Source organism: Photobacterium phosphoreum (assembly GCF_002954725.1).
In the GTDB taxonomy this organism is placed as follows: Bacteria; Pseudomonadota; Gammaproteobacteria; order Enterobacterales; family Vibrionaceae; genus Photobacterium; species Photobacterium phosphoreum.
Genome location: NZ_MSCQ01000001.1, coordinates 367,514 through 380,392 on the forward strand (window position 1 = coordinate 367,514; position 12,879 = coordinate 380,392).

The 12,879-nt window shown below is 31.7% G+C and carries 11 protein-coding genes; all 11 read left to right on the forward strand.

The window, feature by feature from the left end:
- Nucleotides 1-13 precede the first annotated feature (13 nt).
- Nucleotides 14-913 (forward strand): ATP-grasp fold amidoligase family protein, encoded by a 900-nt coding sequence (locus tag BTO21_RS01545; protein WP_045026921.1) that lies wholly within the window; start codon nt 14-16, stop codon nt 911-913.
- A gap of 150 nt (nt 914-1,063) precedes the next feature.
- Nucleotides 1,064-2,275 carry a hypothetical protein gene (locus tag BTO21_RS01550; protein ID WP_146107821.1) on the forward strand — a complete coding sequence of 404 codons (1,212 nt, stop codon included), beginning with the start codon at nt 1,064-1,066 and terminating at the stop codon, nt 2,273-2,275.
- 18 nt (nt 2,276-2,293) lie between these two features.
- On the forward strand, nt 2,294-3,682 hold the full coding sequence (locus tag BTO21_RS01555) for a lipopolysaccharide biosynthesis protein (RefSeq protein WP_065194966.1): 1,389 nt from the start codon (nt 2,294-2,296) through the stop codon (nt 3,680-3,682).
- A gap of 59 nt (nt 3,683-3,741) precedes the next feature.
- Nucleotides 3,742-4,809, forward strand: a complete 1,068-nt coding sequence (locus tag BTO21_RS01560) for a glycosyltransferase (protein WP_105026665.1) — start codon at nt 3,742-3,744, stop codon at nt 4,807-4,809.
- Nucleotides 4,810-4,866: 57 nt separating this feature from the next.
- Nucleotides 4,867-6,021 (forward strand): glycosyltransferase family 4 protein, encoded by a 1,155-nt coding sequence (locus BTO21_RS01565; protein ID WP_105026666.1) that lies wholly within the window; start codon nt 4,867-4,869, stop codon nt 6,019-6,021.
- Between the two features lie 227 nt (nt 6,022-6,248).
- Complete coding sequence (locus BTO21_RS01570) at nt 6,249-7,259, forward strand: sugar-transfer associated ATP-grasp domain-containing protein (RefSeq protein ID WP_045026933.1); 1,011 nt, start codon at nt 6,249-6,251, stop codon at nt 7,257-7,259.
- Nucleotides 7,260-7,633: 374 nt separating this feature from the next.
- Nucleotides 7,634-8,647 carry a sugar-transfer associated ATP-grasp domain-containing protein gene (locus BTO21_RS01575; protein ID WP_105026667.1) on the forward strand — a complete coding sequence of 338 codons (1,014 nt, stop codon included), beginning with the start codon at nt 7,634-7,636 and terminating at the stop codon, nt 8,645-8,647.
- A 9-nt stretch (nt 8,648-8,656) separates the two neighbouring features.
- A complete protein-coding gene (locus BTO21_RS01580) occupies nt 8,657-9,529 on the forward strand; it encodes an ATP-grasp fold amidoligase family protein (protein WP_045026937.1) in 873 nt (290 codons plus the stop codon).
- Nucleotides 9,529-10,536, forward strand: coding sequence for an NAD-dependent epimerase (locus tag BTO21_RS01585; RefSeq protein WP_045026939.1), 1,008 nt, complete (start codon nt 9,529-9,531; stop codon nt 10,534-10,536). Before BTO21_RS01580 ends, BTO21_RS01585 begins: the two co-directional genes overlap by 1 nt.
- Before the next feature lie 4 nt (nt 10,537-10,540).
- Entirely contained in the window at nt 10,541-11,653 is a 1,113-nt protein-coding gene (locus BTO21_RS01590; protein ID WP_045026940.1) for a glycosyltransferase family 4 protein, read from the forward strand.
- 9 nt (nt 11,654-11,662) lie between these two features.
- Nucleotides 11,663-12,829 carry a nucleotide sugar dehydrogenase gene (locus tag BTO21_RS01595; RefSeq protein ID WP_045026942.1) on the forward strand — a complete coding sequence of 389 codons (1,167 nt, stop codon included), beginning with the start codon at nt 11,663-11,665 and terminating at the stop codon, nt 12,827-12,829.
- Nucleotides 12,830-12,879: the final 50 nt, after the last annotated feature.

Consider the following 12,879-nt stretch of genomic DNA (forward strand, 5'->3'; position numbering starts at 1 on the left):
TATGAAGTGAATTATGAGAAAAATAATAAATTTTATTTGTCGACACTGTAAATTTGCACGCGACTTAAGATATAACATTGGTTTTATACGTGCAAATAGATATATACCATGCTTTAAAAACCCACAAACATTTAATGAAAAAATAAACTACAGAAAGAATCATCCTAAAAATGAATTGTTTAGTGTTTGTGCTGATAAAATAAAAGCAAAGGAATATGTTGCTGATAAATTATCTTCAGATTACGTAATAGAAAATTATTATGTAGGCGATAATATTACCACTGAGAAAATTAAAGAAATTTTAGTTGAAAAAGGTGACCTGTTATTAAAAGCAAATCATAATTCTGGGCCTGTTTATCTCATTAAAGTTGATGCAACAGATGATGAGATTCAACGTAAAGTTGATGATGTAAATAATCAACTTAAAAAAGATTACGGTAAGCAGCTTAATGAACCTTGGTATAGTGATATAACCCCAAGGGTATTAGTTGAGAAAAGGTTATCACCTCAAGAAGGTGAAACGGATATTCGAGATTATAAGTTCCATGTTTTTAAACAAAATGATGGTAGCTTTGAAATTATCTTACAAATAGATTTTGATCGTAGTGGTCATCATTCTCGTTCTTTCTTTGATGATGAGTTAAATTGGCTCCCATTCTATACGGTATATAATGATACTGGTGTTTGTATTAAAACATCAATTGAAAAGCCTAAGAATTATGATGTAATGTTAAATGCTGCCAAAACATTAGCTGAACCTTTTGGTTATGTACGTGTTGATTTTTATAATGTTGATGGCGTTATTTATTTTGGAGAGCTAACGTTTGCTCAAGGAAGTGGGCGTTCTAGACTTACTAATAGAGCTTATGACCTTTGGTTAGGGCGTTTATGGCAAGTTGATCCATCATACTAAAATTTATATTTAATAAATATAAGGTTAAAATAGCTAGAGCGCTTTTTTCATTATATTTTTGAATGTAAATATAAATAATACATTGCTAAATTTGAATTCAAATTTGGCAATGTATTGTGCTAGTTAACTTTATACTGTGATTAAATAAATATGATATCAAAGACTAAAGTAAGCCAAGTTTTATTTTGGATATCTGTCGCAATTGTATCCATTGGTTTTATGGAAAATATTAATGCGTTAAGATATAACCTGATGGTACCTTTATTAGGACTTGGATGGGTATTACACTTTTTTTATAGTGATAATAAAATTGATAGAAACAGTACGAAGTCATTTATTTTGGTTTCATTACTCATTGCACTTATTGCGTTACCTTCACTTTTAAAAATATACCCCCACGCACATAACTTAGTGAAATATACTTATTATAGTTTTGTCGTTGGTATGATGGTAAAGATTTTTTCCGCATACAGTATCTTTGTCTTCCTTAAAGGAGATATTAATAAATTAGAAAAAATGATCAAATATGTCATTATTTTTAATTTATCAATGTTTTTTCTACAATTTGTCGTCGTGTTCCCTACCGGGTATTACATTGATCCATTAAGAGCAATAACGGGTGAGCCGTCACGTTATGGTGGTGGTATAGTTATTCCTGTTATTGGTCAAGTTTATCGTTGTACTGGTTTCTTTGAAGAACCATCAACTTATGCTGGATTTATCGTTGTTCTTTTAGCATCTAAACTTTATTTAAATCCAAAAGTTGATAAGGTTGTACTGGTCGCTGCTGCATCAATTATTCTTTCATTTTCAGTTGCTGCGATTGCTTATGGCTTAATTGTTATTGGTTATTTCTTTTTAAGAAGTAAGCCTAGTTACTTAAAATATATCTTATTTATATTATCTCCTGTACTTGTAGCTGCGGTTATTAGTATTGCACTTGATCGTTTAACCTCTCAAGGAGGTAATGCTCAAGATATTCGTGATAACTTAAATACGATGGTGTTTGCTCAGCAGTTACCGATTTTAATTTTTGGTAATGGAGCACTAGGTATTATGCCTGCTGCTGCTTATGTGATGAATAGTACTGGAGCTATCTATCAACTAGGTATCGCATCATTAAATGATAACGGCATGTGGTTGTTTTTTATCATTAAATTTGGTTTTTTTGGACTTGTAGCGATAACGTCTTATTTGTTTTTTAAAACCAAATCGACGCTGAACCGAATTATGTTATTCGTTATATTATTAACTAAACTAAGTTTTCTATATTTTGGGTTTGTATTCTATTTCTTCTTAATATTTAACAATAAACCGGTGTTAGAAGATGATCAAAGTAACATCGAAAGTGATGTTGATTAAATAAAGGAAGCTATTTTTGTGAATATTCGAGAGTTCAAGGCTTTTTTTTGGAGCTTTGTCGATGGTGTTGGCTCTCAAGGAAGCCAATTAATTATTACGATCATGTTAGCTCGGTTACTTACCCCTGCTGATTTTGGTGTGATTGGTTTAATTTCAGTCGTAGTCTATTTGTCTAATGTTATTGGTAATGGTGGCTTAAATAATAGTTTAATTAGAAAGGCCAAAGTTTCGGCTGATGATTTCACTTCTGTTTTTGTCTTTAATATTACTGTTGGTATATTGCTTTATGCAATTATCTTTTTCTCATCAGGTTTTTTAGCGCATTTTTTAAAATTACCAGAAGCAGAAGTTTATCTTAAGGTTTATGCGTTAAGTATTATATTTACGTCCTTTGAACAAATTCAACGGGTGACATTAACATTAGATCTTAATTTTAGAACACAAGCTAAAATCACCTTGTTTTCAGTGATCTTTAGTGGTGTTATTGCGTTAATTTTAGCTCATTCTGGCTTTGGTGTGTGGGCGCTGATCATTCAAACTGTTGTATTATCATCGGTTCGATGTGTTATTTTTTGGTGTGTTATTCGTTGGAAACCAACAGGACAATTTAAATGGCCATTATTACTAGAGCATCTTAATTTTGGTTATAAGTTGTTACTCGGTAATTTTGTTGATGTTGCATATCGATATATGTTTAATTTAGGTATTGGTAAATTTTATTCTGTTACTGATCTTGGTTTTTATAATCAAGCGACTAAATTGACAGAAGTACCATCAATGACTATAACGTCTGTTGTTCGTCGTGTTAATTACCCTATCATCAGTAAATTAAGACATAATAATAAATGTTATTTTGGTAACCTAATTAATATTGCTTCTTATATTATAAGTGTTTATTTACCTGTTTCATTATGGTTATCATTTAATTCACATGATATTATTTTAAAACTACTCGGTGAACGATGGGTTGGCGCTAGTTTATTTTTATCAATATTATCTCTAGCTTTTTTTGTTGTGCCATTATCAAACTTATTTGGTAATATATTATCAGTTGAAGGACGTACTGATTTATATTTAAAAATAAGATTATCGGTTAAGTTAATTCTTGGTATAATGTTTGTTCTGATTCATTCTTATGGTATTCATGTGGTTTTATACTTCATAATATTTGCAACCGTATTCGAATGGTTTGTTAACATTGTTATTTCTCATAAGTATTTTAAATTCCCTGTTTTAAAGTATATAAAAAGAATGGTTTTAATTATGGTTCCTATCATAATTTCAAGTGTATTAATTAACTATTCTATTAATATAAATTCAATTGTTGGGGGTTTAGCTGTGAAGTTAATATTAAGTATGATTGTACCTGCTGGTATTTTATTCTTATTATCAAAAGAAAAAGTTTAATCATAACGATTATTTATTATTTATTATTTATTATTTATTATTTCCCTCATGGTTTTATTATGACACAAAAAAGTATAGATTTATTTATTGATGCAATAAGAAAAGGTGGTGCTGAACGAGTTTGTGTTAACTATGCAAACTATTTAGCAGATAATAACTATAGAGTACGTATTGTTCTTTTTCGAGAGTATGAAGATTCTTACATTAACCTGTTAGATGACCGTATAGAATTAGTATATTTACATTGTCATAATGCATCTTCGATGCTGAAAAAAATAAAAGCCACAAACTTTGTATTTGCTAGTACTGTGATTACATTTAATCATCAAATATCAATTGCATTGTGGTTTTATGATCGATTTATCGATAAGACTAAATTTAAATTAATTGCTCGTAATGTCAATTTTCTTAGTCGAGATTTACATATTAGAAAAAACTCGATCAAGAAGTTTGTGACAATATTATTGACAAAATTAGTCTATAAAAAAATCGATTATTTTATTGCACAATGTAATGATATGAAAGATGACATGGTAAGTTACCTTTCTATTCCTGAGAGTAAGATTACGGTTATTTACAATCCTGTTTCAACCAGTATTTATAAACAACCAGATGCTAAAAAAGATATTGACCTATTATTTGTTGGTCGTATACAAAAACAAAAAGGTCTTGATTACCTAGCTAATGTACTCGATCTCGTTTCTCAAAAACGTCAGATTAAAGTGTGCATTATAGGTACCGGCGATCTTGAAACAGAACTTCAGAAAAAGTTAGATGAGATAACAAAACGTAATAATATTGAGGTTGAGCGCATATTAGCGACTGATGATGTAAACAGCTATTATAATCGTTCACGTATTACAATTTTAACCTCATTATATGAAGGTTTTCCTAATGTATTAGCTGAATCGTTAACAGTAGGTACACCTGTTGTTTCTTTTGATTGTCCAAGTGGTCCTGCTGAAATCATTAATAATGGTATTAATGGTTATTTAGTTCCATGCTTTGACTGTGATGATTTTTCTAATAAAGTTATATCACTTTTAGATGATAATCAACTATCTGATATTAGGTACTTTAATAGCGAAAAGAGTTTTAACTTACTTGAAAAAGTAATAAAAAACTAACGCCATATTTAAATTTAAAAATCCTATAAATATAGTTTAGAACTAAATGAGAATAACATGAAGAAAGTTGTAATATTTGAGTTTTTTACAGGCAATATAGCAGGAGCACAAAAAGTCACATTAAATATCATTCCGATGTTGAAGAAGAAATATGATGTTGTCATCTTTCAACGTCTAAATAATACTTTGTACAGTGATACTGTAAAAGAGTTTGGTGACACTAAAAAAATCCCATGTGAATCGTTGTTTACTAAGGTGTTTGGTACTGGTCGATTTGAGGGAACTAAAAAAACGCTAATGGATAAAGTTTATTTTATCCTTAATGTTTTATTCTTTAATGTGTTTTCTCTTTTTCATGTAATTAAAGAAAAGCCTGATTATACGTATACATACGATCCTCGTGGTTTTGTATTATCTTGTTTATTACTTAAATTGACTAAAACTAAAGTTATTTGGCATCTACATAGTAAGTTAAGTTGTTCTGATAAAGTATCTAAAATAATGATGTCTTTTGTTGATGAAATTATTGTCCCATCGCAAAATATTAAAGATTCTTTACCCGATAATGATAAAGTAAAGGTCATTTATAATGGCTTTGATCTTAAACGAGTAATAGAAAAAAATCCGAATGACGATGTGTTAAATTTATCATTCGTTGGCAGCTTAGTTGCTCATAAAGGTCTTCATAACATATTATTGGCTTTAAAAGACATTAACCATCCAAATGTTAAACTTCACGTTTATGGTTCATATTCTCATTCTAATCCATTATTAAATTATGAGGACTATATTAATAGTATAATTACTGACCTCTCTCTACAAGATAAAGTTATATTTCATGGCTGGTGTTCCGATGTTATACCTGAAATAATGAAGTCTGATTTATTAATTTTCCCATCAGTGATAAACCAAACATTATCATTTAAAGGGGAATCAATGAAGGTTAATTCAAGTGAAGCATTACCAACAATAGTGATTGAAGCACTTAGTGTTGAAACTCCTGTAGTTGCGGTAAATACACCTGGTATATCAGAAATTGTAGTTGAAAAATCAGATGGTATCATTATTAATGAATCAGAACCGACATTGATAGCTGATGCCGTGAATAAAATTTTGGATAATAACGATTTTTATCATCCTGATAGTAGTTTAATTATTAATAAATTTAGTTTAGAAGAAATGCAACAACATATATATGGCACGTTTAAGTAATATAATATCTAACACCTAGTTAATTATATAAATTAGCAAATTATTGAATTAATTAAAATAATCACTGTGTCTTTAATATAAGCAGTAATAATTCAATGAGACAGGTTTATGATATTAGATTTATTATATTTAATCAGTATGTAGATGCAACTTAAGTACTGATGATTTTTAATCATATAACTTTATTTTACTACAATTATTTGTGTTTAATAAAGAAAGGTTTTTTAATGAAAAATAGTTTTTTACGACGTCGAGTTTTTGATCTTCGTGTAGGAGTAAAAGATTTACTTTGGGGAATAAAAAACCCTGAATCGTTTAAACGGAAAAATAATCTTAGCCCTATCATGGGTAGATTTTCATCCTATAAATTTGAGCTTCTTTCTGGTGTAAAGTCAGATGATTATCTTTCTGATAGTTTTTATTTTAACCGTGTTGAGGGTAAAATAAACAACTTTGAGTTGAGTGATTATTTTAACCATAAAGGTTATTTACCTAGTATTTTACAATCTAATGCTATTCCATTATTGATCAATTCTATCTCAGGTGTTGTTTATGATGCTGACGATAAGGTCATTGATGTCAGCGCTGTTGTAGATAGACTGCGTAACGATCCTGTTAATGATGAATTTGTTATTAAGAGAAGTGTCGGTACTGGCGGTGGTGAAAGTGTTGAAATTGGTAACGCTGATAAAATTATTCCATTTTTCAATCTTTACTATCAGAAGAAATATGATTTTGTTATTCAGCCGCTAGTGAATCAACATGATAAGTTAGCTGAGTTTAATCCTACATCACTTAATACTGTACGTATTATGACATTAGCTTATGGTGGCAATGTTCATCATGTTTCAAGTATGGTGAAGATGGGGGGACTAGGTGGCAGAATTGATAATGTCAGTGCTGGCGGTTTATGTATTGGTATTAAAAATGATGGCTCATTAACAAGCTTTGGCTTTGACTGCTATTTGAATAAAACTACCCGTCATCCGCAAACTAATCTTGAGTTTCCAGATCATTATGAAGTGCCTTACTTTCATGAAATGATTGATGTTGTTAAAGCAAAACATCAATTATTTAAGAGTCACGGTATTATCTCATGGGATGTTAGTGTTGATAATGATGGTTACGTTACAATTGTCGAATGCAATACAGCATGGAGCGGTTTAGAGTCACATCAAGCATTCCATGGGCCGGTATTTGAAGATCACATGGAATATATAAATAATATTAACTCATAGTATTAGATTATTTTATTATATAGCATGTAAATTATCTTTTTTGATAAACATTTAGGCTTAATATTATTTATTTATTCTGAATTTAGATATTAGATGAAATTATTAGTTAATTTATTGGGAACTAAATGCTTATAATAGTAATAAATAATGTTGAGTTATTATTGTGTTTGTCGATATTTAAAGGCATTAAAAAATTGATGTAAATAACGCTTATAGGTTTTCTTTTTTTTATTCGTTTTTTATATATTATGATAGTGTCATTGTTTTCATACTTTAATCCAATAGTAATGTTGATATATTAATTAATAACTACCTGTGTATAATGCAGTGTTTTTCATTACATTAATAATAAAATTTTTATATAAGGTTTAAGAATGAAAGATAGCTTTGCTCGTCGCTTTGCTTATGAGGTTTTGGCTAATGTCAGGTTTATTAAATATGGCATAAAAAATCCAAAATCACTAAAATGTAAAAATATGCTCAGTCCATTAACTGGACGCTTTTGGAATTACCGCTATCAAAGTGTTTGTGGTATTGAATCAGATAAATATTTATCTGAACCTTATTTTTACAATAAATTAGAAGCAAAAGTTAACGATTTTGGTTTGAATAAATTTTTTGACCACAAAGGCTATCTTTCAAATATCTTAAATAGTAATACTATACCAACAATTGCAAATTGTATTGCTGGAACTATTTATGACAATGACAATGAAGTTATTGTCTTTAATGATTTAGTTTTATTGCTGGAGCAGCTGCCATTGAATTCTGAATTTGTTATCAAACGAAGTATTGGTACAGGTGGTGGCAATAGTGTTGAAATTGGTGTTGCAAATCATATAGTTCCATTTTTGAAAACGTATTTTAATGCTAAATATGATTTTGTAATTCAACCAGTTATAACTCAGCATGATGATCTTGCTATTTTTAACCCATCATCGATTAATACTGTAAGGGTAATGAGCTTTGCTTATCAAGGTAATGTTTATCCTGTTTCAACAGTATTAAGAATGGGTAATGGTGGTCGTATAGATAATTCTGCTGCAGGTGGTATATCTATTGGTGTCGATAATACTGGTAAGTTGCGTGATTTTGCTATTGATCACGATTTTAAAAAATATTATCAACATCCAGCAACAGCAACAGCAACTAAATTTTCAGATGGCTATTTTATTCCTTATTTTAATGAGCTATTAGATCTTGTTAAAGATAAGCATAGATGTTTAAAAAGCCACGGTATTGTTTCATGGGATCTTACAGTAGATAATGACGGAAATATGTCAATTATTGAATATAATGCGGGGTGGGGAGAAATTAACTTTCACCAAGCAAATAATGGTCCTATATTTGAAAACCATATTAAACATATAAAAAGTATTAATAAGTGAGGGTGTAAAGTGGAAAGTCTAGAATTTAGATTGTTCTCAAAGATCATCTCTAAAATACCAATTAAAACACGATTACAGATTTTGTTTTTTCGTAAATTTAAACGATTTATCAATTTTGATAATCCTCGGACATATAACGAAAAAATTCAGTGTAAAAAGATTGCAGATCGAAGTGAATTATTAACGATTGGTGCTGATAAAATAAAAGCTAAAGATTTCGTTAAAGAGATTGTACCTGAATTATATTTACCCAAAATGCTATGGGTAGGAGATTCACCTGAGTCACTTGATGATTTAGATTTATCAACATTACCTCAGGACTATGTATATAAAGCTAATCATACCAGTCAGACGATTGAAATTATTCGTCATGGTAATCATCTTGATAAATCTAAGATGAAAGATTTAGCAAAAGATTGGTTGAAAAAAGATCAGTCTGGAGCATTAGGTGAGTGGGCATATGAAAATATACCACCACGGGTATTTATTGAAGAATATCTTGAGTTTAATGGTCATGAACCAGATGATTACAAACTCTATGTTTTCAATGGTAAAGTCGGTTTTATTCAGTTAGATTCTGGTCGTTTTACCAGTATGACTCGTAACCTTTATGATGCAAACTGGGAAGAACTTGGATTTGAATATCATCATCCTCGTTGTCATCCGGCTCCACCAAAGCCAGAGTATATTGATGAAATGATCCGTATTGCCGAAAAGATTGGTCAACAATACGATTTTGTTCGGGTTGATTTGTATTTTTACGACGGAAAAGTAACGTTCAGTGAACTGACAATGTATTCAGCATCTGGATTTTTAACGATGCCTGATGATTGGGATCTAAAAATCGGTGATCTGTGGACACAAAATTATAAGGTGAAATAATGAAATATTTAGTGACTGGTGCTGCAGGTTTTATTGGCGCAAAAGTAAGTGAAGAACTATTAAAAAAAGGTCATGATGTTATTGGTATTGATATCATCAATGATTACTACGACGTAGCATTAAAAGAAGCACGTTTAGCACCACTGTTAAAAGACAGTAAGTTTGTCTTCAAGAAAATCGATATTGCTCATTCACAAGATGTGCTAGATCTATTTGCTGAGGAAAAATTTGATCGTGTTGTTCATCTTGCAGCTCAAGCGGGTGTGCGTTACTCGATTGAAAATCCAATGGCATACGCTGATAGTAACCTTGTCGGTCATCTTAATATTTTAGAAGGTTGCCGTCATAATAATGTTGGCCATCTAGTTTATGCGTCATCAAGCTCTGTCTATGGCCTTAATGCTAAAACACCATTCGCAACCTCAGATAGCGTGGATCACCCAGTATCATTGTATGCTGCAACTAAAAAATCTAATGAGTTAATGGCGCATTCGTATTCACATTTATACAATATGCCAACGACAGGATTACGTTTCTTTACCGTGTATGGGCCTTGTGGTCGTCCTGATATGGCACCTTATATTTTCACTAAGAAAATTTTGGATGGCGAGACAATTGATATTAACAACAATGGTGATATGTGGCGCGACTTTACCTACATTGATGACATTGTTGAAGGTGTGATTCGTATTGCTGATGTTGTGCCTGTTCGTAACGATGAGTGGACTGTTGAAGCCGGTACACCAGCATCAAGCTCTGCACCATACAGCATTTATAACATCGGTCACGGTAGTCCAATTAACTTAATGGATTTTATTAAAGCCATTGAAGCAGAATTAGGCATTGAAGCGACTAAAAACTTCCGCGGTATGCAACCTGGCGACGTTTATCAAACGTATGCTGATACTCAAGACTTATTTAAAGTAACCGGCTATACCCCTAAAGTCGGCGTTAAAGAAGGCGTTGCGAACCTCGTTCGTTGGTATAAAGAATTTTATAATAAGTGATCCCATGGCAAAGATAGCTATATCAGCCAATACGAGTTGGTATTTATTTAACTTTAGAAAGAACACTATATTAGCGTTAATCGAAGCGGGTCATACTGTGACTGCAATTTCTCCTCGAGATGATTATTCAATAAAACTTGAACAATTAGGGGCGCGATTTATTCACATTGATATTGATCAAGGTGGTACAAACCCGGTTAACGATGCTAAAACTTATTTCGCTTTTAATGCTATTTTTAAGGCTGAAAAGTTTGATGTTGTATTAAACTTTACGCCTAAAAATAACATTTATGCCACTGTGGCAGCGTCAAAAAATGGTACTAAAGTCATTAATAATATCGCTGGTTTAGGTATTATCTTTATTAATGAAAATATAACTGCGAAAATTGCTCGAGGTTTATATAAGTTTAGTCAACGTCGTGCTGATAAAATCTTCTTTCAAAATGAAGATGATCGCGGCCTATTCATCGACAATAAGTTGGCGGATATTTCAAAGACGGATCGTTTACCTGGTTCAGGTGCTGATCTCTCGCGTTTTGCAATATCACCAGCAACTGACGATGGTGTGGTAAGTTTTCTGTTAGTTGCACGTATGCTGTATGACAAAGGTATTGGTCATTATGTTGAAGCTGCTCGCGAATTGAAGCAACGTTATGGCGATAAAGTACAATTTAATTTACTTGGCTTTCTAGATGTTAATAATCCTTCAGCAGTATCAAGAGCTGAAATGAAAGTATGGGTTGATGAAGGTATCGTTAATTATCTTGGTTTTTCAGACACTGTTGAAGAAGAGATAGCTAAAGTAGATTGTATGGTATTACCTTCTTTTTATCGTGAAGGTGTACCTAAGTCATTACTTGAAGCGGGCGCTATGGGTAAACCGATTGTGACTACCGACAATGTTGGTTGCCGCGAAACCGTTGATCATGGTGTTAATGGCTATCTTTGCCAAACACGTTCAACAGCAAGCCTAGTGGAAATGCTGACTAAAATGATTGAGCACACTCATCAAGAACGTCTTGATATGGGTTTAGCGAGTCGACAAAAAATCGAAAATGAATTCGATGAAAAAATTATAATCAATAAATACCTAATGGCTATTGAAAGCATTATCTAGAGAGATTTCATGAAAATTACTATTGCAGGTACAGGCTATGTAGGTCTGTCAAATGCCATGTTATTGGCACAAAATAACGAAGTTATTGCTGTCGACATTATCGAAGAAAAAATAAAGCTTCTTAATAATAAAAAATCACCGATTGTTGACCGTGAAATTGAATATTTCTTAGAAAATAAAGAACTTAACTTTGTTGCAACACTTGATAAGCAAATGGCTTATAAAGATGCAGAGTATGTCATTATTGCAACACCGACTGATTACGATACCGTTCATAACTATTTTAATACTTCTTCTGTAGAAGCGGTAATTCAAGATGTATTAGCGATTAATCCTAATGCTGTAATGGTTATTAAATCAACAGTACCAGTGGGTTACACTAAAGAAGTTAAAGAGAAATTTGGTTGTGATAATATCATGTTCTCACCTGAATTCTTACGTGAAGGTCGTGCATTGTACGATAACTTATACCCATCACGTATTATCGTTGGTGAGAAAAGTGAACGTGCTGAAGTATTTGCTGGGTTATTACAGCAAGGCGCGATTAAAGAAGATATTGATGTACTGTTTACTGATTCAACAGAAGCTGAAGCGGTTAAATTGTTCTCAAATACTTATTTAGCAATGCGTGTTGCTTACTTTAATGAGCTAGATACTTACGCTGAAACAAATAACTTGAATGCTCGTCAAATTATTGAAGGTGTAGGCTTAGACCCTCGTATTGGTAATCACTACAATAACCCATCATTTGGCTACGGCGGTTACTGCTTACCGAAAGATACCAAGCAATTACGTGCTAACTACCGTGACGTACCAAATAGTATTATTGGCGCTATTGTTGATGCGAATACCACCCGTAAAGACTTTATTGCTGATTCAATTATCAGTCGTCATCCAAAGCGTGTTGGTGTCTATCGTTTGATCATGAAGTCTGGTTCGGATAATTTCCGCGCTTCAAGTATTCAAGGTATTATGAAGCGTATTAAAGCGAAAGGTATTGAAGTTGTTATTTACGAACCAGTACTAACAGAAGATGAATTCTTCCACTCAAAAGTCATTAAAGATTTAAATCAATTTAAACAAGAGTGTGATGTTATTGTTTCTAATCGTATGGCTGAAGAATTGAGTGATGTCGCTGAAAAAGTTTACACTCGCGATATATTCCAAGAAGATTAATCATAAGAGTAATCAATGTGATTGTATTTAATATAATCTTAATTGATTAA

What these genes read in the sequence shown, in the direction of transcription:
- BTO21_RS01575 (WP_105026667.1), top strand. Translation starts at nt 7,634, where the DNA reads ATGAAAGATAGCTTTGCTCGTCGCTTTGCTTATGAGGTTTTGGCTAAT.
- BTO21_RS01565 (WP_105026666.1), top strand. Translation starts at nt 4,867, where the DNA reads ATGAAGAAAGTTGTAATATTTGAGTTTTTTACAGGCAATATAGCAGGA.
- BTO21_RS01560 (WP_105026665.1), top strand. Translation starts at nt 3,742, where the DNA reads ATGACACAAAAAAGTATAGATTTATTTATTGATGCAATAAGAAAAGGT.
- BTO21_RS01570 (WP_045026933.1), top strand. Translation starts at nt 6,249, where the DNA reads ATGAAAAATAGTTTTTTACGACGTCGAGTTTTTGATCTTCGTGTAGGA.
- BTO21_RS01550 (WP_146107821.1), top strand. Translation starts at nt 1,064, where the DNA reads ATGATATCAAAGACTAAAGTAAGCCAAGTTTTATTTTGGATATCTGTC.
- BTO21_RS01590 (WP_045026940.1), top strand. Translation starts at nt 10,541, where the DNA reads ATGGCAAAGATAGCTATATCAGCCAATACGAGTTGGTATTTATTTAAC.
- BTO21_RS01595 (WP_045026942.1), top strand. Translation starts at nt 11,663, where the DNA reads ATGAAAATTACTATTGCAGGTACAGGCTATGTAGGTCTGTCAAATGCC.
- BTO21_RS01545 (WP_045026921.1), top strand. Translation starts at nt 14, where the DNA reads ATGAGAAAAATAATAAATTTTATTTGTCGACACTGTAAATTTGCACGC.
- BTO21_RS01585 (WP_045026939.1), top strand. Translation starts at nt 9,529, where the DNA reads ATGAAATATTTAGTGACTGGTGCTGCAGGTTTTATTGGCGCAAAAGTA.